This window comes from Sporosarcina newyorkensis, assembly GCF_900167515.1.
Lineage (GTDB): Bacteria > Bacillota > Bacilli > Bacillales_A > Planococcaceae > Sporosarcina > Sporosarcina newyorkensis.
On sequence record NZ_FUYJ01000002.1, the window covers coordinates 39337 to 61666 of the forward strand.

At 44.7% G+C, this 22330-nt stretch carries 15 protein-coding genes; 11 read left to right on the forward strand and 4 right to left on the reverse strand.

All coding sequences use genetic code 11. The features are described 5' to 3' along the window. Positions 1-216: 216 nt before the first annotated feature. Positions 217-2958: a DEAD/DEAH box helicase gene (locus tag B5D59_RS04595; protein ID WP_078817047.1), complete on the reverse strand. Its 2742-nt coding sequence runs from the start codon at positions 2956-2958 to the stop codon at positions 217-219. After that, positions 2955-4526, reverse strand: coding sequence for a hypothetical protein (locus tag B5D59_RS04600; RefSeq protein WP_176132500.1), 1572 nt, complete (start codon positions 4524-4526; stop codon positions 2955-2957). The genes B5D59_RS04595 and B5D59_RS04600 overlap by 4 nt, the downstream gene beginning before the upstream one ends. A gap of 230 nt (positions 4527-4756) precedes the next feature. Between B5D59_RS04600 and B5D59_RS04605 the strand changes: the two genes are divergently transcribed. The 11 genes from B5D59_RS04605 to B5D59_RS04660 all read left to right on the forward strand — a co-directional run bounded on the left by B5D59_RS04605 (position 4757) and on the right by B5D59_RS04660 (position 20173). Further along, positions 4757-5089, forward strand: a complete 333-nt coding sequence (locus tag B5D59_RS04605) for a hypothetical protein (protein ID WP_078817049.1) — start codon at positions 4757-4759, stop codon at positions 5087-5089. Positions 5090-5242: 153 nt separating this feature from the next. Further along, entirely contained in the window at positions 5243-5692 is a 450-nt protein-coding gene (locus B5D59_RS04610) for a transcriptional regulator (RefSeq protein WP_078817050.1), read from the forward strand. A gap of 1064 nt (positions 5693-6756) precedes the next feature. Next, on the forward strand, positions 6757-7443 hold the full coding sequence (locus B5D59_RS04615; RefSeq protein WP_078817051.1) for a hypothetical protein: 687 nt from the start codon (positions 6757-6759) through the stop codon (positions 7441-7443). Next, complete coding sequence (locus tag B5D59_RS04620) at positions 7444-9183, forward strand: hypothetical protein (protein WP_078817052.1); 1740 nt, start codon at positions 7444-7446, stop codon at positions 9181-9183. Between the two features lie 565 nt (positions 9184-9748). Then, positions 9749-10081, forward strand: coding sequence for a nuclease-related domain-containing protein (locus tag B5D59_RS04630; RefSeq protein WP_078817054.1), 333 nt, complete (start codon positions 9749-9751; stop codon positions 10079-10081). Between the two features lie 33 nt (positions 10082-10114). After that, the gene (locus tag B5D59_RS04635) at positions 10115-10738 is read left to right on the forward strand and encodes a hypothetical protein (protein WP_078817055.1); all 624 of its coding nucleotides are present in this window, start codon (positions 10115-10117) and stop codon (positions 10736-10738) included. 266 nt (positions 10739-11004) lie between these two features. After that, positions 11005-12171: a CAP and S-layer homology domain-containing protein gene (locus B5D59_RS04640; protein WP_078817056.1), complete on the forward strand. Its 1167-nt coding sequence runs from the start codon at positions 11005-11007 to the stop codon at positions 12169-12171. A gap of 85 nt (positions 12172-12256) precedes the next feature. Beyond that, positions 12257-13438 (forward strand): S41 family peptidase, encoded by a 1182-nt coding sequence (locus B5D59_RS04645; protein WP_078817057.1) that lies wholly within the window; start codon positions 12257-12259, stop codon positions 13436-13438. Positions 13439-13680: 242 nt separating this feature from the next. Next, complete coding sequence (locus B5D59_RS04650; RefSeq protein ID WP_078817058.1) at positions 13681-14973, forward strand: nucleotide sugar dehydrogenase; 1293 nt, start codon at positions 13681-13683, stop codon at positions 14971-14973. Continuing rightward, the gene (locus B5D59_RS04655) at positions 14970-15680 is read left to right on the forward strand and encodes a WecB/TagA/CpsF family glycosyltransferase (protein WP_078817059.1); all 711 of its coding nucleotides are present in this window, start codon (positions 14970-14972) and stop codon (positions 15678-15680) included. Before B5D59_RS04650 ends, B5D59_RS04655 begins: the two co-directional genes overlap by 4 nt. A 488-nt stretch (positions 15681-16168) precedes the next feature. After that, positions 16169-20173 carry an S-layer homology domain-containing protein gene (locus tag B5D59_RS04660; protein WP_078817060.1) on the forward strand — a complete coding sequence of 1335 codons (4005 nt, stop codon included), beginning with the start codon at positions 16169-16171 and terminating at the stop codon, positions 20171-20173. A 491-nt stretch (positions 20174-20664) separates the two neighbouring features. Here the strand turns inward: B5D59_RS04660 and B5D59_RS18375 are convergent, their stop codons facing one another. Together B5D59_RS18375 and B5D59_RS18380 are read right to left on the reverse strand one after the other, a co-directional pair. Further along, positions 20665-21234 carry an integrase core domain-containing protein gene (locus B5D59_RS18375; RefSeq protein WP_217698584.1) on the reverse strand — a complete coding sequence of 190 codons (570 nt, stop codon included), beginning with the start codon at positions 21232-21234 and terminating at the stop codon, positions 20665-20667. 145 nt (positions 21235-21379) lie between these two features. Further along, positions 21380-21721 (reverse strand): hypothetical protein, encoded by a 342-nt coding sequence (locus B5D59_RS18380; RefSeq protein WP_217698585.1) that lies wholly within the window; start codon positions 21719-21721, stop codon positions 21380-21382. Positions 21722-22330 lie beyond the last annotated feature (609 nt).

A 22330-nucleotide genomic window follows, 5' to 3' on the forward strand; every position in this document is an offset into this window, starting at 1 on the left:
AACCTCAGAAAAGACCTGTATCCACATACGATACAGGTCTTTTGGAGGCACAACTAGTTGGGAGCGAAACATTGTCGTGACCGAACCAATCTTGTTCTGAACCGAACCAAACACCGCTCGCCCCGCACCAATCCTGGTCCGGACCAAACGCCGTTCGAACCGCACCATTCTCGAGCCACTCCGAACTAAACCGCCCTCTGAAAAGCCATCCCCAACTCAATTAAACGTCAAAAGATCCTCCAACTCCCGATCATTCAACTCCGTCAGCCACTGACTCGAATGAATTAAATCGGCAGACAAAGCGGCTTTCTCCACAAGCATCTGATCAATCTTCTCCTCAATCGTTCCGACCGTCACGAATTTATGAACATGCACAAACTTGGTCTGACCGATCCGGTAAGCACGGTCCGTCGCCTGATTCTCGACAGCCGGGTTCCACCAACGATCCGCATGCAGCACGTGATTCGCCTGCGTCAAGTTCAATCCGGTACCACCGGCCTTCAGCGACAGAATGAAAACTGGGAACTCGCCGTTCTGGAACGCGTCCACCAATGCATCCCGCTGGCCTTTCGGCATACTGCCCGTCAAGAACGGCACATCGATTCCGTGCAGTTCTGACAAACACTGACGCAGCATTTGACCCATGCCGATATACTGCGTAAAGATCAAACATTGCTCGCCGTTCGCCGCGATTTCCGCTGCCATCGAGACGATCCGCGCCATTTTATTCGAACGCTTCGTCAATTCGGCTGCCGGAGCTTGCGGCTCTTTCAAGAACAGCGCTGGATGATTACACAGCTGCTTCAGTCGGCTGAGCATCTTCAAAATCAAGCCTTTGCGCTCAAAGCCAGTTAACGTCTCAAGCTTGAACTTCGTCTCATCCACAAAGCTCTCGTATAGCGCCGCCTGTTCCGTTGTGAGTGGAACATACTCATTTTGTTCCAACTTCTCCGGCAAATTCAAGCGCAACTCCGGATCATTCTTTGTCCGTCGCATCATGAACGGTTGAATGCGGGCGCGCAATTTCCGCTTCTCCGCCTCCAAGTCATCCCGCTCAATCGGCACGATGAATTCATCGCTGAACTTACGGAAGCTGCCTAAATATCCTTTGTGAATGAAATCAAAAATGGCCCACAGCTCGGACAGACGATTCTCGATCGGCGTCCCTGTCAACGCGATATGATGAAGCCCATGCAATCTGCGAATCGCACGCGACTGCTTCGTCTGCAAGTTCTTGATGTTTTGCGCTTCATCGATCGTCACGCTGGCGAATGTAAACGCTGAAAGCATCTCGCCGTCCTGCGTGGCAGTACCGTACGTCGTCAAAATAATATCGGCTTCACGGTTTGCGATAATCGACTCGAACTGCTCATCCCGAGACCGATTCGCACCGTAATGAACGTGTACCCGCAAAGAAGGCGCAAATCGCTCCAATTCCTTCTGCCAGTTGCCCATGACGCTCGTCGGACAAATGATCAAGGAGGGCGAATCCGTCTCGGGCAAATTGTGCACATACAATAAGTACGTAATGAGCTGAACTGTTTTCCCAAGCCCCATATCATCCGCCAAAACTGCACCGAAATGGTTATCACGCATGAAATGAAGCCACTCGAAACCTTCCTGCTGATATGGACGCAGCTCCGCCTGCAATGCTCCCGGCACCGCGACTTCCGGCAGTCCCTTCTTCTCCTGCAACATCGTCATCACTTGGCGCAACGACTGCTGCATCGAAAACGCAACGAGCGGATCATCCTCATCTTCTTCATCAAAAACCGGTGCGATTTCTTCCGGCACTTCATGGAACAGCAAATCCTTCACCGTCCACTCGCCGTCATCCACCTGCTCCATCAACTCCCGAATGCGCTTCAGCCAAGCCGGGTCCAAATGAAACCACTCATCTCCCGCGCGGATGTACTCGCGGTTCTCATCAACCATTCGCTGAAACTGCTCCCGGTCAATATTTTCGCCCGCCAGTGAAAATTGCCAATCAAACGACAGCACCTGATCGAGACTAGCAGACGAACGATACGACTGCATCCCGGCAGAAGTCCGGATTTTCAACTTGGTCTCCGTTACGGACTTCAACCAAGCCGGCAAAATCACTGGATAATCAAACGCCTGGCAAAGCGGCAAATCTTCCTGAATGAACACACGAACTTGTGCATCGTTTAAAAACTCATGAACGAACTGCTCATCTGCCTGCAACTCAACCGAACGAAAAATCCCGATCATCTCCGCTTGGCGCTCTTGAATATCCTTAGCATACGGCTTGCGCTTTGCGGGCAAGGCCTCTTCAATCGAAGCCGACACTTTCCGGACAGCTGGTACCCACTGTGTCCCACGCTCGTTGATCAGCACCGTCTCAAGCAACCATTCTGTTTCATCGATATCAGGCTCCGTCAAGCGCAACGCCACACGAAACGGCAACTTTGTCGTCTCGCCACTCGGCCATCCATATTGCTGGAAGTGGGGAAGCAAGGTCGGAAAATCCGCCATCGACACTCCAAGCGCAGCAAGCTGACCGCGCACCGCAAGCGACACATAGCGCCCAGCTTGCTCAGACAGCCCAGTCTGTCCCATATCAAACGACAATCCTTCTGCTGACGCCTCGATATGTGAAAACAACGCCGGATCCTGCCAAAGTTTCGCGGCCTCACGGATTCCGTCCAAAATCACGTTATCCGCATCTGTTGCTCCTGCGTACTGGACATATGGGTGTCCTGTCGCAGAAAACAATCGAAGCAACTCATCGATCGTCGCTTCTATCCAGCCGTCACGCTGCGGAACGAGCATGCCGTATATGGTCGGTTCATCTGAATAAAACAGATAGGACACAAGCATATCCGCGTCAATCATCTTCGATTCGCCTGCGACATTCGCACAGATGAGGAACGCACCGTCCTGTCCTTCTTTTAAAGTTAATTCCAAGGCAAGTTGCAAGATGTTCGAATCGGTCATAGCAGCAAGTTTCCTTTCTCCATTTCTTCCATCAGTGCACGCAGGCGGGGAAATTGCTGGCGGACTGTATTGATGTAACGATTCCAAAATTCATTGCGGCCATCACGTTTGGCGGCTGTCTTCATTTGTTTCCATAAACGTACGGCACGGCGATAACTATCGCGATTCTTCTCTTTTACCAATTTCAGTGCTTCTGCATGCATGAGCGGAAACACCGCTTGCGAATCTTCAGCCAGCGCCGTTTTCAACAGTGAACCATCGATCATGTCGACAGAGCCACGCGTCAAATGCATCAGCGCGGCCCACTCTTCATAGCGACCGCGTTCAAAAAGAAATTGTCCATACGCTCGTCCTGCTTCTGACCCATACGATTGAAATAACTGATCGCGCTGTTCTTCCGACACATCCGAAAGCGCAAGCAACTGATCGATTTCTTCCGCAAAAGACGCACGATTGCGCGATGCCAATTGCTGATAATGTCCCGCAAGATGGGGAAGAAGCTGCAGCATGATCGACTGGACAATATCGAAGTCCTCGTCTTCTTTCGCATAGAGCGCAAACGCCAGCCATTGCGGCACTGCGGTCGGATCCAATGAATTCAATTCCCGATCAAGCTCGTCAAAACGACCCGACGTCAAATAAAGGAATGCACGGAACAACGGTGCATCCGCTGCAGTTTCATTTTCCAACCGCCCGAGCGCTTCCGTGAGTTCTGCTTCATCAGTATAGAGCTCAGTATAGACCAATCGAAACGCTTCAAAACGCTTGGAAAATAACCCTTCCACTTCAACTGCGAATGAATGGATCAAATCCTTCAATTTCGTATGGAAGGCATCTGTCTCGAAAAGCTTGGACTTCGAACTGAGCTGAATGATACTGGCCTTCAATTCGGACATCTGCTCATTGAGCCAAATTGTCAGCTGCCACTTGCCATAGTGATACGAATCATTGGAAGCCAACTCGCCCTTCAAAAAAGGCCAAGCCGCACGTAACACCGTCAACTGATAATATAGAGAAAAGAGCGGCTTCCATTCCCATTCAAAAGGAGAAAGCCGCGTCTTCTGCTGTTCAATTTTGGAAACATAATGCAAAAATCCGGTCGGACCGTCTTTCGGATCCAACTGGGCAAGAGGTTTCACGAGCAACGACAAAGCCGAAAGCCATGCATCCGGCGTACGCTCCGCAATCGAAAGCTGTGCCTGCACATCAGATTGCCGCCAACTATGCAACCAATCCGAAAGCGAATGAAACTGCGAATACAAATGAAAGACGACTGCAATCTGATGCGCGCACCAGCTGTCGTTCAAGCACGTGCAATACGGCTCCATCGACTGGAAAGACAACCGGGCAAACTCGGACTCCGTACCCGAAATATTGGCCATCAGCGACTGCTCGTTTTCTGTATAGCGATAAGCTCCGATCGCGTTCATTCGAACAAGAGAAGCCGCCTTGCGAACAATTTCCGCTTGTTGCGGCACAGACGGCTGAAATGTATGTTTAATGTGGTTCATGAACTCTTCAATTTCACGTTCGTGCAAATTTGCAATCCGTTCAATCGTCATTTGCATCGAATCAACTCCTTCAGAAAGCATTCCTCCTATTATAACGTTTTTCCCTTCTCTTTGCCACTGCTTGAGAGGGTATCAAGAGATTCCGGGTGAACTTTTATACTAACAACCTTTGATCGACTGCATTCGACAGCAAGAGGGCCAAAATACTTAAAAATTTGCCATTTACCTACTGTTATGAGAATATTGAGACAAATGAGATGTGAAGGGAGGTGGAGGCGATAGAGCAGATGCAATTGATTTTACATATACCTCAATTGCAGTACCATTTAAACAGCTCAGAAACGATACAATTCAATGAATTACCTTTAATCCGAATGGTGGAACAGTGTTCGGAAATAATGACTCATGATGTACGCAGGAAAGTCTACTATTTAAAGGACATGGTATTTTGTGAGATGACATTTCATCAAGTGGAGATTTATTACGCGAACAATCAAATTGTCTTTTCTTACAGTCCGTCGTGTGTGGACGTCGGTGAGAGAATCACCCGCAAACTGACCAAGCACAATATTTCTCATGTACCGGTTCAAAAATCATTTGCTTTAACCTTGAAACGTTAGTAATACGGCAGGAAATCTAAATATGACAGCATTGGATAAATTCTCTTGACATATTGGATGGTTATGGACACATATCATTCACAAAACCCTTCTATTTATGATACATTAATAGTAATCGGAATATTCAAATTAATAATGAAGGGGGAGAAAAACATGCTGCTCATTCAGCGGATCAAGCCTTTTTTTACAAGTAAGGAAGAGTTCCATCTACGCCTTGTATTCGCCTACCAGTATTTCTCGATCATTAAAAACGATGAAGTATACCAGTTTGTTCCGGCAGAAGGTAAGGAGATTATCATCAATATAAGGAGCTTACAAATTGAGAACTTAGGAGAGGTATTCGTCTTTCAACGAGGGCGTCGGTTCATTAGAATCCCACTTTATCAATTATTGCTAGTTTCCGATTTGCATATGCATTTGTCGACTATACTCGAAGGAGTGATGGAAGTGGACGGCCATCTACAAGAAGAAGGTATGCGTGAAGCAGAGGGATTGGTGGAGCAATTGGAGAAAGAAAATTGGGAACGTATGGTAGATTATGCGCTCGAAACGAAAAACCGACTCTTGTTTAAGGAGTTGATGGAAGGACTGCGAATGATTTGACAAATGTCATTTAAAAAACACCTCAGTTGACAGCGCATCTCGCATGCGTCAAAACCGAGGTGTTTTTATGTAGGCTGAAGCGTTGTCGTCCGCATCCTCATAGTGTCAGGAAATGGAGCGCCAATACGAAAATTCCCGATCCGCCTAAACCAAGTGCAAAGTCTTGCCACGTAAACTCAATCGTCTTCTCCAAATTCATCGCTCATCACTCCTTTTTATATTTTCGGGGAACATCTCTTCCTTATTAGTTAATATACCCGCGATATTACCAATTATAACCGATTTTATAGATTTTGAAACATTCAGATAAATAAATAGATAGATTGAACTAGCGTTTTTTGAATAAATGAGGCTGAGGGCTAAGGTGTCGCTTGGTCAGAGTGATGAGGAAGGGGGTTACGGTCTGGGATTTGCGCTCCAGACGGTACGCTTTCCGGGGGGACGTGGCCTTGAGCCCCCTCGTTCGCTTTGCTCCTGCGGGGTCTCAAGGCTCACGCTGATCCCCCAGGAGTCGACCGTCTTCCGCTCCAATCCTTAGTTAGCGTGTAGAGACACAAAGCAAATTCTCTTTAGTTTATTAAAATCTGAGAAGAAAGCTGATTTTCAGAGTATAAAACTGGCATCTCTCATTTATCTAAGTTTGAGGGCGTTAAGTGATATTAATATCAACAAGCTCATTAGAAATGCTCTATCCCATCAAGCTCTTGAACTTTGGTCATTAACATCAGCATGTGTAATCAATTCATGAGAAATTTACAATGAGCTACGCTTATTATTTTCCAAAAAAAGTAAGGATTGGAGCGGAGGGTGGCGACTCCTGCGGGATTAGCGGCTCACCGCGCGCCCCGCGGAAAGCGTCCACCCGGAGCGGAAATCCCCGGTCCGCTTTCATTGGATGTTTCACTAGTTCAGAACCACTAAAACCTATATGCCTCTATTAAATTTCACTCTAAAGCAAGACATTCATTGCAAATTCGTCATTTTTTGATAAAGTAAGTAAAGATAGAATCGTATACTATTTGAACGAACAAGTTGGACAAGTTGGAAGTAAAGGAGAAGTACATATGTATTCTACTTACGGTTATTGGCGTTCATTGATATATCCAGACCGGCTCGCTGGCGAACTCGGTCAAGGAACGGTGACGGGATTTAAACGCCGCGTATTTGGTGTATTCATTTTAGGCATCATCCTGTTCATCCTGCGCGACATATGGGGAATGAACACGGAAACGATGACGTATATTTTGGCGAACGGCACAGCCGACGACTACACGATCGGACGCTACGCTGCATTAATTGGATCAATTCTTTGGTCGCTCATCTACATGACATTTCACTTCTGGGGTGTCGCATGGATCCTTAGTAAACTGACGAATATCCAGTTCAAACCATTGCTGAAACTACAACTAGTAGTGGTGGGCTTGCTATTATTCGAGAAAGCGATCAATTTCCTCGTCTTCGCAATAGCAGGCAAAACAGCTAGTGTCTCCGTTCTTTCATTCGGACCGCTTGCGATGACGTTTCTTGAAAACTGGTACATTATCTTTTTCGTCAATCAACTGACGATCTTCTCCGCGCTGATCGTAGCGGTGCAATACCGATTCATTCGCTTCTATGAAGGCGAAGAAATCCGCAAAGACGTCATTTGGCTACTGATCGCATTGCAAATCATCTTTGCGTTATTTACAGCAGCAATCGGCTTTGTCCCTGTCGAAAAAATGCTTAATCTATTAATGATAGGGGGACTATAAATGGTGAAGTTACGCAATATCATCGTGGCGGTCCTCATGACAGCTTTCATCGCTTTGAACAGCTACCTTGTGTTTTCAGAAAAGAGTGTCATTCCAAAGTCATTTTATGTCAACGGCTATGAGCGGCTGGCGGCGGACGACTACACGAAGGAACTTGATAAGGAAGGGTTCATTGCACCCAAAGACTTGCATACTGTTTACTTGAAAGAAGATCAAACCATTGACTCCTGGCTCGTTCAGGAAGGGGAGAATGTCGACTTCGGCACAGAACTCGCTTCATTGAAGACCGATCACATTGATCAGCAACGCAGCCAACTGAACGCCGAATTATCGGCATTGCAAAACCAAGTCTCCACGATCCGTCAGACCATCAGCGATCTGGAATATGAACAGAAATACAGCAGCGGCTCAATAGGCAACAGCGATGCCTATGACTCGAACGACGATAAGAAAGTCCGAGTGAACATCGATGTTGACGTCGAGGTGATAGGTGAAGGTACCTTCGCGCAAGCTATCGCAGACGCGGAACGTGACCTTGCTCAAGTCCAACGTCAAATCGAAACAATCGAATCAAAAATTGCTGAATTGCCGACTGAGGCCGCTATGACGAGTCCTGTCAACGGTTATATCGTGAAAATCAACCGCGACAGCGCAACGCCATCGATCGATATTTACAGTACCGACCAGACAATCGTCACATATGTATTGCACGACGAATGGCTAAACATTGAACCTGGCAGCTTTGTAACGATCCAGCATGAAGCGATCCGCACACCGTTCGTTCCGAAAGTGGATCCGGATGAAAATTCGAATGAGGATCCAAATCAAGAACCATACCAAGCCCCTACCGAAGATCCTGAGCAAACTCCCGATGAAGGCGGAGTTGGCAGCATCGGGGGAGGCAAAGTGGCAGCAACATCTTCTGACGGCGTGCCGCCAACCGAAGATGTCTACATTGATGAAGATCAATACGACGACCTGGATCACGAAGTCGACGGCAATTCATTCGATGACTTAAACGGTACGGAACAAAACGAATTAGATGATCCAATCGAAAATCCGGACGAGCCTGTCGACAACCCAGACGGCACGACGGACAACAATGAAGACGAAGACCTTCAACCGGATGGCGATGTTGAAGAAACACCAGAAGGCAAACCTGGGCAGACAAAAGACGAGAAAAAGCTTGCGGAAATTCGTGAGCGTATCCAACCGGACTATCCGGCGGACATCTCCACTCTAAGCGGCACCGTCGTTTCTGTATCAAAAGTGCCTGCACAAGATGACAAATGGCTAAAAGCATACAAAGCACTAGGTAACACCCAAAAAGACAATCCGTTGGCCTATTATGAAGTACGCATCGCGCCATATGATGAACAACTGGAACTGCCATTCGGCACCAATGTCAACACGTTCATCCAAACAAACGAAGCGAACCAAGCAACGAGCATCAAAACGAATTGGTTGTCGAATAAACACAACGACACAGCCAAAGTCTGGACACTCGACAACAACGGTCGAGCAGTACAAACTATCGTCGAAACACCATTCACTTGGCTCGACCGCGCGATTCTAACAAGCGGTACGGAACCTGGTATGGTCGCATTAAAGAATGATAACTTAGATAGCAACCTAGATAACTATACTGTTTTCCATCCACTTCCGCTCTATTTACCGGAATGGGACAAGTGGAAAGGTACTCACTGGAAGACCTACGCGCGTTATTTGATTAAACATTAAAAAACTGCCCTTGTGGCAGTTTTTTTGTTTGGCTGGCGGGTGAGCACGCTCGTAAAATCCTGTTGGCGCTCATAAATCTCTCTTCCGCGCTCATAAAACCCCTGTGTGCGCTCATACTTCATCTTCCCACGCTCATAAACACTCTCTAGCCGCTCATAGCCTTCCTGCCCTGCACTTATACCTGGCAAGGGGAGAGCAGGGTACCCCGCGCTCATAAAACCTCTTCAAGCGCTCATAAACCTTAAGTCGCGCTCATAAAATTCCGTGGCCGCTCATAAGTCCCGTGTCCGCGCTCATACTTCATCTTCTCGCGCTCATAAACACTCCCTAACCGCTCATAGCCCCCTCCCACTTCGCTCACGCCAAGTAGGTCCAAATACACATTTTTAGCGAAACTTCATACTTCAACGACATTCTAGATGGCGAAAATCATTTCCTCCCAACAATAGATCTTGAAAATTGAATTTCATCTCCAATTTCAGCATCAAAATTGGATTACATCCAGAATGTTCCATCGTCTAGAATTCTTGCTATAATAAGCGTTACAACACTTAAACAGGAGGGAATGTATCTGATTTATAAAACACGTACCACACCTAAACTGATCATCGCCCAACATGCACTGTTGAAACGACTTCCGCCTACCCATCAAAAATACGAAAAAATACGCACAGACCTTTACAACCGCAAAGCAGGATTCGGCGGAGAAAGGGAGTTTGACTATCAACTAAGGGAGTTTGCGCCGAGCTATCCACATGCTGTTTTGCACGACTTGTATTTAAAACAAGATCAAGTCTATTTCCAAATTGATTCATTACTCATTACACCAAGCGTGATCGTTCTATTTGAAATCAAGAACATTGCAGGCAAACTGCAGATTAAGCAAAACCCTACATAATTTATACGAGAGACAGCGACTGGGGAGCGTACTGTGCTAAGAAGCCCGATTGAAGAATTGGAACGGAAAAAATACTTCCTAGGCAACTGGCTGAAACAGCGACAAATCGACGTACCCCTTACAGATTTTTTAGTATTCGCGTACAATAACGAACTTATTATCGAAAACATGGCCGCCCACCGCATTGCATTTTCTTATGAGATGCCAAATAAACTTCGAGCACTGGAAATGAACACCCCAATTTTGAATGAAAAGCAAGTTCAGCGGCTGGCATATGAACTGACCCACGCTCACCGGGTATTTGAACCCCACCCACTCATCCAAAAATATAAACTTTCCTTAGAAGAGCTTGAAGTGGGCGTCACTTGTCATGTTTGTAATCGCCTCACCATGAAATGGCGGCTGAGGATATGGCGGTGCCAAGCATGTGGCTATCAAGATGCAGTCTCTCATCTAAACACATTGCAAGAATGGTACTACATAAAAGGGGCACAACTCACGAACCGTCAGTTTAGACAATTCAGCGGAATTCATTCACGGCACATAGCAAAGCGATTGTTAGCCAATCCATACACAGAACTGAGTGGAAAAAACAAAACCTCCATTTACCAACTATCTCCTCAACTTCTCGCCATGCCTACAAACTTATCATTCTAGCAAGCGCATGATTCTTCATGCGCTTCTTCGAACCTCGATCATAAATTTGCTTCAAACGCTCATAAACCTCGGTCTGCGCTCATACCCCTCATTCGCGCGCTCACACAACACCATTCTGCGCTCATATAACCTCACTTCGCGCTCATAAGCCCTGTCTGCACGCTCATAACATCCTCGCAAAACGCAAGAACAATATAAATCGCACCAAATTCCCTACCAAACCCACCCCACAATCCAGTATACTCATACAAAAGGAGGTCAAATCTATGAAACTAACAAACAAACAACCCCAACATAACAACAAACTATTCATCGGCACCACTGCCATTACTATAGCTGCCACAGCCCTCGCCGCAACCTGTGCGCCGATCGCCGAAGCTGCAACATTCAAAGACGTCCCGGCAGACCATTACGCTAATGAAGCCATCACTTACATGGCTGCCAATCAAATCATCAACGGCTATCCGGATAACACATACCGTCTCAACCAGCCTGTCACGCGCGCGCAGGCCGCAAAAATGATCGCACTCGCCATCAAAGCGAAGCCGAGCAACGCCTACAAACTGAATTTTACCGATGTCCAACCGACACACGGATCGTACGACCACATTCGTGCACTTACCGAAAGAGGTCTATTCGCCAATCAATCAAAATTCAATCCGAATGCACCGCTGACACGTGGTCAAATGGCAAAACTGCTCGTTCTCGGTTACAACATCATCACCGACGACAACGACTTCATCCGTTTTGCCGACGTCACGAAGTCTAATGGCTCGTATACCTACATCATCACGATCGCAGAACTCAATATCACAATAACGCGTCCCGGCGCCGAATTCAAGCCGAATGAACCCGTCACTCGAGCACAGATGGCTGCATTTCTATACCGCACGATCGAATTCGACAACAAACGCACTAAAGGTCTGATCACCTATGATAAACAAAAGAAAATGTACATCGATAAACAACAGCAGCCGGACAAACCAGCACCGCCAAAACCGGAACAACCAAAACCCGAGCCGCCTAAACCAGAACCACCCGTCAATCAACCATCATTAGCGGCCCAAACAATCATCAATGTTAACGCCGAACGTAAAGCCGCCAAAGTCCCAAGCCTTCAGGCAGACCCGGCACTCAATAAAATTGCCGCTGCCAAAGCTGAAGACATGGCAAAACACGGTGAACTTACACATACCTCTCCAACCTATGGCACAGTGCCCGAAATGCTGGAGAAATTCAACTATAAATGGAAAGCCTACGGAGAAAATATAGCAGCTGGCTACATTAGCGCCAAAGGAGTAACCGATGCCTGGCTTGCATCGCCCGGACATAAAGAAAACCTCCTTAGCCCAACATTTACTCACATGGGAGCCGGAACAGCCACCGACAAACAGGGTAAAATCTACTGGGTCAACCTATACTCGAAAAAATAAATCAATCTACTCTGCTTAATCGCAGTCATGTAGGGTATAGTGAGTAGATACATAAGAAACCCGACCAATAAAAGGAGGAACCGCAATGAAACAAACAGTCATCGCCGCAGCCACCATTATTGCATGGCTATGCCTAGCGCCTGTGTCTCAAGCTGCCACACTGGACGAAGTCAAAGAGATCGTTGAACTTTACTACTACGGCGAGAAACCAAACAACATACAGAAAGCCAAAAACGTCAATGAAATTATTAATCAACTCGACGAATACTCCGTCTATCTGACACCAGCGGAATACAAAGACTACCTGAATCAATACGCAAGCGCAGGTACAACGACACAAGTAGCGGCAACCTCTGCACCTGTGACGAATAAAACCAATGTCCAATCACATATGATGTACGGAAATGTCGGGTATTTGAAAATTAAGACTTTTTCATCGCACCTACTAGAAGACGTTAATACCCACTGGACACGTCTTAAAAACCAAGGCGCTGAAAAACTGATTCTAGACTTACGCTTTAATGGTGGCGGCTACGTCGAAAGCGCTGAACAACTTCTCGGCTTTTTCCCGAAAGCGAAAGAAGCCTATAAACTAAAAACACGCATGGGTACAGAATCCGCAAAAGCGATTCCTGCGAAAAATCAATTTCCGGCCAACACCTACGTACTCGTCAACCGCTACTCAGCTTCCGCGTCTGAAATCGTCGCAGTAAGCGTCAAAGACCAAGAAGCAGCAGTAGTAGTAGGGGAGAACACGAAAGGCAAAGGCAGCGTACAGTCCCTATTCGAACTAGCCAACGGCGGCGCACTGAAACTGACGACCGGGCACTACACTGGACCAAAAGGAACACCTGTCCAGCATAAAGGCGTCCAACCAACCATCAACATGACACCAGGCACAGAACTGACCGGCCTCCACAAACGTCTGATCACAAGCGATCTAGCGAGTAAAAACTATAAACACGCCAAAGGGCCGACCGACGTACCGCAACAAAAAACTTTCAACGTAGAGTTCACCCAACCGATGAACTTCGGACCGGCAAAATCATACGACAAAATGGAACTTATCAAATTCGGAAGCGTCTCTATACCTACAACGAAAAAACAAACTAACAACAAAACTATGACCATACAACCCGCCAAACCAATGCAGCTTGGCGCAGAATACATGCTCATCGTTCACCCAGGAACAAAAAGTACGAGTGGACGAACTGTAAAACAAGGAACCTATACAACATTCAAAGTACAGACCACCAAAAAGAAATAAAATTGGTCGGTAAGTCAATAACTTGGTATACTGTGTAGATGAGAATATATTAATGAATATATGTTTGTCTCTTAACTTTTAATTACTAAACAATTATAGACAGTAAAGGTACTGTACATTTCTAGGATCGAAGCAGAAGACGGGTTGCGAGGGCAGCACAACAGGTGAGACGCCGCAGAAAGTGTCCTGTCAATAGCGCGATCCCGGAGACTATCCCACGGAAAGCGAAGGTAGAAAATATTATGCAAAAGAAACTATGCGTGGTAGGCCTCGGCTACATTGGCTTGCCAACCGCTGTCATGTTCGCGAACAGCGGCCTCCAAGTACACGGCGTCGACAAAAACGAACACGCGGTTAAACTGATCAACAACAAACAACTACATATAGAAGAAAATGGCCTGCAACAACGTTTGGAACAAGCAGTCGACGAAGGACACTTCACAGCTTCGACTACACCAGTAGAAGCAGACGTCTACATCATAGCCGTCCCGTCACCAATCAACCCGGACAACACGGCTAACTTGGAATTCATTCGCCAGGCGACAGCATCCATCGTACCATACGTCAAAAAAGGTGCACTTGTGATTTTAGAATCCACTGTCCCGCCAAAAACAGTCGAAAATGTCATGCTGCCAGAACTGCGCAAGACAGGTCTGATCTTGGGCGAAGAACTATTCGTATCTCATTCACCAGAACGCGTTATCCCAGGCAAGATCTTCGAAGAACTTGTCAACAACGACCGCATCGTAGGCGGCATCAATCCGAAATCAGCAGAATTGACGAAAGAACTATATCAAGCTTTCGTACAAGGGACGATTCATCTTACGGATGCTACAACAGCAGAACTCGTCAAAGTAATGGAAAACACGTATCGTGACGTTAATATCGCATTTGCTAATGAACTTGCGAAAATCGCGGAAGGCATCGACGTGGACATTTGGGAAGCAATCAAGTTCGCGAACTTCCATCCACGCGTAAATATCCATACACCAGGACCAGGCGTAGGCGGTCACTGTATCGCAGTTGATCCATGGTTCCTAGTTGAACTGGCACCGGACAAAGCGGATATCATTAAAAAAGCACGTCTGACAAATGATGGTATGCCGCTGTATACGGCACATAGAGCGCAGAAACTACTCTCGCAATTCGGTATCGAAAACGGCAAAGTGGCGGTTCTCGGACTAGCTTTCAAAGGAAACGTCGACGACATGCGCGAAAGCCCGGCCACAAAAGTCATCGAAGCACTGCAAGGACTGGGCATGGAAGTCAATTCCTTTGATCCACACATCAAGGAACTGCAACACCCGACGCAAACTGAAACAATAGAAGAGGCAATCCAAGACGCCGATCTTCTTCTATTAACTACCGATCATGATGAATTCAAACAGCTTGACCCAGCGAGTCTGAAAACAAAACAACCGAGACCGATTATGCTCGATACAAAAAATGCCCTTAATCCTGATAGATGGGAGCAAGCAGAATACCGCTTCTTCAAACTAGGAGACGGCAAAAAAGAGGGACAGCTTTACTCATGAAAGAAGAAATACTAGGCGTTAACGTCAACACCGAAAACTATGATGAACTGATTCCGAAGGTTTTCGCGAATATAGATGAAGGAAAAAAATCACTCGTCGTTGCGATCAACCCTGAAAAGCTCATGAAAGCGAAAGAAGACGCCGAACTAAAAGCACTGCTAAACCGGGCGGAATTCCAAATCCCGGATGGCATCGGCGTCATCCTCGCTTCCAAGCTGAAAAAAGGCCAGATTCGCTCACGCGTCACCGGCATCGACATGATGGACCGCATTGTACAAGAAGCAGCCAAAAGAGGAAAGCGAATCTTCCTATACGGCGCCAAACCCGGAGTAGCGGACGCTGCCGCTAAGAGATTACAAGAACTTCATCCTGACATTCAAATCGCAGGCGTCCAGCACGGCTATGAAAAAGATACGCAAGTAGTACTCGACACGATAAACAAAGCCCAACCCGATATACTATTCGTCGCCATGGGCTCACCAAAACAAGAACAATGGATTGAACAACACCGAAACCAGCTACACCCGATTCTCTACCAGGGAGTAGGCGGCTCATTCGACGTCTTAGCTGGTAACATTAAACGCGCTCCTGTTGCATTCCAAAAAGTAGGAGCGGAATGGTTGTATCGTTTACTGCTTGAACCAAGCCGAATCAAACGGCAAATGAATCTACCAAAGTTTTTGGTTGAGGTATATAGGAAAAAGTGAGTCGTAGATGAATGATTGCGATTTGAAATGACGGAAAGAAATTTTATTTCAATATTAAAACACAAACTATCAAACACATCTTGTAATCTAGTAAACTTAATGATAGAATACGGAAGTGTAAGGATAATTTTCTCTTAGCATATAGCACAATGCCACGCGAAGCGTAACGGTTGGTTGACCGCAAACAAAAAGGCTTGAACAGTTCCCATCTGTTCAAGCCTTTTTGTATGTCGTTTTTCCAAGAGTAGCCAAATGACCCTATTTTAAAAAAGTCTTGGCAAATACTTGCATCTTCTAGAAATTTCGGTAGAATAGAAGTTGCGGCGAAAAAGAATTGTCGATGTTTGTTAGTAATCTAGCAAACTTTCTAAATTTCAATTGACATCTCGACCGTTCTTATCTATACTTTACTGTGTAATGCCTACTACTTTCATACATAGGTAGTAAACCGGCAAAAACAGAGATACCTAAGAGGAGGAAATTATTCAATGGCTAACCAACCAACGAAATATCGCAAGTTTGTAGTAGGGGCTGCTTCAGCTGCTCTAGTAGCATCAGCAGTAGCACCAGTTGCATTCGCGGCAGATTTTTCTGACACAAAAGGCAACACGCACGAAGAAGCAATCAACGCACTATCTGAAGCAGGTGTAATCAAAGGGTACGAAGACGGTACATTCAAACCGAACAAAACATTGACTCGTTCTGACGTAGTTAAATTGATGGGTAAATGGCTTGTATCAGAAGGCTATAAAGTGCCAGCTGACGCTCAATCAAAACCACGTTTCGCAGACCTAAAGTCTACTTCAAACAAAGAATTGCTTGAAATGGCTGCAGTAGTTTACGATAACGGTGTGTTCGTAGGAACTCCAGATGGCAAACTAGATCCAACTGGCGACATCACTCGTGAAAACATGGCAATCGTTCTTGTTCGCGCATTCGACCGCGTACATGACATCGATCTTGCTTCATATGTTGCAGACCAAGATTTCAAAAAAGACGTTACTGACCTAGGTAAAGCAAAAGCAGAAGCACGTCCAGCAATCGACGTATTGGACTTCTTCGACATCACAAACCCAGCTGCACCTGAGTTCAACCCTAAAGCTACAACTACTCGTGGTCACTTTGCTACATTCCTACACAAAACTATCAACGCAGACTTCTCTGATGTTGAAGGTGGAGTAGTAGCACCAGGAGTTGCTTCAGTTAAGGCGGTTAACGCTACTACGGTTGAAGTGACAATGAAAGACAAAGTTGATAACATCAACTCTCTAAACTTCACGATCGATGGCTTGACGGTATCTAACGCTGCTGTTAAGCAATCAGACGACAAAACAGTTGTATTGACAACTGCTGCTCAAAAGGGTGGAGAAAAGTACACAGTTAATTTGGATGGAAAAGCTATTGGAACATTCACAGGAATGTCAGCTGTAGTACCAACAAAAGTATCAATGACTACTGACAATGTTCAAGGAAAAGTTGGACAGCAAGTAATCTTGACGGCTGATGTTGGTGTTAAAGAAGCAGGAGTACCTGTAACTTTCAACGTAAAAGCACAAACACAAACAACTCTTAACAAAGACCAAGTATTTGAAACTACTACAAATGCAGAAGGACTTGCTACATTCTCTTATACACAGTATGCAGCTGGTCAAGACGAAGTTGTAGTTTACCCTACGGGTGCTCCAACAGTACGTGACTACGCTACTGTAAACTGGGGAGTAGACTCCATCTTAACACTTGAAGAAGATGACAAAAAAGGCACTTCTTTAAATAATGGAGAAAACAAAGTATACAAAGTAACTTATAAAGATCCTAAGACAGGCAAGCCTGTCGCTAATGAAACACTAAATGTTACTTTTAAAGAAAACGTTGATGTAGCAGTTAACAAATTAACTGATGCAACTATCAATGGTAAAAAAGCTCACCAAACTACTAATGGCGATGTATCTGCAGTAACAGTTACTACTGACTCAAAAGGTGAAGCGACATTCACAGTGTCAGGAACTAACACAAAAGCAACTCCAGTTGTTTTCGCTGACGGTTCAGGATACAGCAATAACAAAATCGATAGCAAACTAGATCGTACTGAACTTCAAGTAGCTGGAAAAGAGCTTACATTCGCTGCAGTTCACGAAAAATATGCAATTGAAGTTACTCGTGATGGAAGCGAAGAAGCTGCAACAGGCTTAAATAACGGTCGTAAATATAAAGTCGCAGTAAAAGATGAAAACGGAAAAGCTGCAGCAGGTGAAGTTGTTAACGTTGCATTTGACGAAGTACTAGACAGAGTTATCTCTACAAATACAAAAGCACAATTCATCATTGACAATGACGACCTAAAAGGTACAACAACTGCAAATGGCAGCCAACAAGTCAGCATTCAATTAGATGGTAAAGGTGAAGCAGAATTTAAAATTGCTACTGCTACAGCGAATAATAAAGACTATGCAACTCCAGTTGTATGGATCGATATCAATTCTAGTAGCAACAAAGACGGCAACCTCGAACAAGGTGAGCCTACTCAGAAAGCTGGCATGACTTACTTTGTGGAAGAGAAGATCCAAGAAAGCAAGTTAGCTGTTTATAATAAAGCTAATGGTTTGAAAGTTTCTAGTACAAATCCTCTTAAAGACACTGATGTAGCTGAGTTCCGTTTGAATGTAGCTAACCAAAGTGGAGAAGCGTTTGCAGGTTCAGTAAAATCGTTCAAAGCAACTTACCAGGTAACAAACCAAGGCACAAATGATGTATACGTTTGGACAGACGCTAGTCAAGTTGGAGATTTAAGCAAGGCTACTACAATTTCTACACGCCGTGGAGAAACTTTCACAGTGAATACAACTGCAGGCGCAAAGCAAGTTGAACTTTATGTTGGTTCTAATGGCAAGACTGCTAACGTAGATGTAACTGCTTATGGTGATGTAACTGATAGCCAGGACAAAGTAATTCGTCTTGCTGAAAGTAAAGTAGCTAAAGCTTCTTTCCAAGCTAATTCTGATCTTGGAACTTCATATACAGGATTGGTTGGATCAATTAACGTATCTGACAAGAAGATCAAGTTCCTAGGTAAAGAAGAACTTAACTACAAAGCAGAATTTGATGCTGATAAAGTAAAATATGAATCAGCAGTAAATGGTACGACTCTAAACTTAAATGCAGCTCAATTCGAGAAGTATCTTACTGATAACCCGAACTCAAACGTTCACTACTTCAAAGGTAGCGATGGAGTTATCACATTCACAATCTTGAATGCTCCAGCAGAAATCAAAACTGATGCTGACATTCAAAAATTGATTACTGCTGCTGGTAACAAAGAAACAATCAATGTAGACTTAACTAATGCTACAGGCGATATTTCTATTACTGAGGCAACTAAAGAACTTACTTTCAACATTAAAGGTAATTTCGGTGCTCATAATCTAACTGTAAATGCTCCTAATTCACACGTAAACTACAGCGGTACAACTACTGGAACTGTCACAATCACTGACATTTCTAACAGCAGTTTCGTATTTGCTAAAGGTGCAGGAGCAACAAGCATTGCGTTTAACGATACTAACGGTGGTCGTTTAGCTATTGCTGAAGGTGCAACTGCTCCAACTGTAGCATTAGGTGCCGGTGCAAATGCTAAATTAAGCGGTAAGCTTGGCACTGTTACTACAGCAGGTGCTGCTACAATCGCATTAGAAAATGCAACAACTGCAATAACTACTCTACAAGCTAACGGTTCTGGTGCAGTTTCTGTAACTGGTGCAGCAGGTTCTACAGTTGGTTCAGTAGAAGGTTCAAATGCTGGCTCTGTAGATTCTAATGTGAATCCAGAAACAACAAATGCTGTACTTCAATCAGCTGAATACACAGCTAAGGTAGACAAAGTAGATGGCGCAGAAGCAGTAGCTGCAAAAGCTACAGTAGGCGGAATTGACTTTGAAGCAGTAACAGCTGGTACTGCAGGCAATGACCTGAAAGTTGTAATCGAGGAAAGTGTAGAAGCAGTAGATGGAACAAACCAACCAAATAAAGTTGAGTTTGCTGAAAATACTCTAACTGTAACAATTGGTTCTACATGGACTGATGGGGCAGCTGTTAAAAATACTTTGACAGCTACTGAAATTCAAGAATCAATTGATAAAGATGCCACTGCAAAAGCTGCGATTAAGGCTACTGCAGGAGCTAAAGCAGAAAAAGCAACTTCAACAAACTTAACAGGTGGAAAAGCTAAAGTAGATGCAGTTGAAGCTTCAAACGCAACACTTACATTCACTTTCTCTGAAGCAGTAACTCTTCCTGCTGAAAACTTAGTAATTAAAACTGCTGATAAAACAGCTACAGTTGCTAAAGCAGATGTTACTGTAAATTCGAAAACAGTAGTTGCTAAACTTGCTAACGAAGACATTAAAACTGATTCTACAATCACTGCTATTGAAGGATTAGTAACTGCAAAAGGTAACGTTAAATTACCTACAGCAGGTGTTAAAGTTACTGCAAAGTAATTAATATATACTGTAAGTTCAGGTGCCAGGTTTTCACATGAATCAGAAACAATTCTAACGACAATATGATAATCTAGTAACTGAAGAAATATGATCCTGTGGAGAGCAATCTCTGCAGGGTCTTTTTCTATTCCGAGAATGCTCCTTCTCGGCACTGTTGTTCGAATGTATTTCCTCATCGAGTTATTCAGTAACCACACAAAAAATTGATTGATTTGCAAAAATGGAGGAGCCTGTCGCCAGGGTGGCTTACATAATTGTATCTACTGCCGAAGTAGAAAGGTAAGTCGGTTGTCACCTTCAAAAAGTCCATTCGGAGAGAAATCATTAGAATTACTTCGGTTGGTTTTTCTTTTTTGATGTTATCAATCAGAAACTGGGCTTCACTTCCTCCATTCTATATTCCAAAAAAGTGAACGTAAAAAAGAAAGGCATGCCAAATAAGCCTATCTTAAAGGTTTTTAAAAATATTTTGGCGAGTGGATAGTAGGCTATGCTGCCTTCTTGTATGTATGATAGAGGCCATTCAACACGGGAGTCGCCTCTAATTTTGTGTCTTCCGCCAAAGTAGGAAGGTAAACAGGTGAAGGTATTGGCGTCTTGCCGTTGATTCCTTGATGAGTACGATCGGTGTTGTAATAAACTACGTATTCACGAAGTAGGGAATGCAAATGCCGTTCATTCAGTGGAATGATGTGGTCCAACAGTTCTCTCTTCACCGTTCCAATAACTCTTTCTGCATAGGGATTCTGCCATGGCGAGCGATAGGCGGTCTTCTTCGAAGAAATTCCTGATGATTGCAAAAATGATTGGAAGGCTTTGGAACAGAAAATTGGGTCGTTGTCATGTACTAAATATTTGGGTGCTTTCCCAAAAGGCGTTGCATTCCGAAATTGCTGGATAGTCCATTCGGCTGTTGGGTTTGTGGTAACGGCGAAGTATACGATTTCACGGCTCTGGTGGTGGATAACGACCAAGCCGTACAGCACTCGGAACTTTATTGTAGGGATGGTAAAGAAATCAGTAGCCCACAGATCGTGATGATGGTTACTCAGGAACAACTTCCAGGATTGCACCTGTTTTTGCGAAGGTGGCTTTCTGGTGGTAGGCAGATATTTGGCGATTGTATTCGGTGCAGGCGACTTTTCAATCCCTAAAGTTAGCAACCTTTAATGAATTTTCTCGGGTGATAACAAGGGATTTTCCTTATGTATGCGTTTGATTAATTGGATGGTTGCAGATGATAAATTGGGTCGACCTATTTTCTTCGATATTCGCTGCCAATGGAACTTGAAAGCTGTCCGATGCCAACGAATGACAGTCTCGGGCTGGACGATCAGCAGTACCTCTTTCCAATTCCTTAGATGTTTGGAGAGGAACACCCAGAGCTGTCGAAATGCTGGCGTCGACGTGGGATTTGGTAGTTTTTCTTTCTCGTATCGTTGAATGTATAATGCCAGCTGGCTTCTGAGAGCGATGTTTTCCATCCTGACCGCTTGTGTCGATTGGAAGTAGAGTCGCAGGAAGCGCCCCAGGTAATGTAGCCATTCTTTGCAACAGTTACGTAACTTATTCATGTTCACGAAGATCCCTCCTAGTTTGCTTCAGATTTACATCTATTGTAACGGAAAGGCAGAAGCTATGGGAATGTATAATAGAGAAGGCTTATTTCAATTTCAAGGTCTAAATAGAGGCGGAATTTTCTTTGTACATTAATTGAAGGTCCCTGTGTGACGCGCAATTCACGCACTATTCTGACGATAAGTCAGTCTAGTATCTGAAGAAATAAGTTCCTGTAGATAGAAATCTCTGTAGGATCTTTTTCTATTCTGAGAATGCTCCTTCCCGGTATTTATATTCTGAACGTAAAAGAAACTCTTGATCTAATAACGGAGTAAGAGACAAAAAAGAAATCTACTGATCAAGGAATCGGATGGTTAATTGCATTTATCTAAAGTCAAATAATTATTTGGTGTCCCGGTAACTTATTTTAAGTTCCACGCAATATTATTTTTATATTGTAGCGATAATATTTTAATACTTATATTTACTTTACCTCACACAAAAACCTAAATATCTATAGACCTTTCATTCGAACATGAAGATAGCTTTTTATGTATCCTCATGGTTGATTTTAATAAAACTATCAGCTCATTC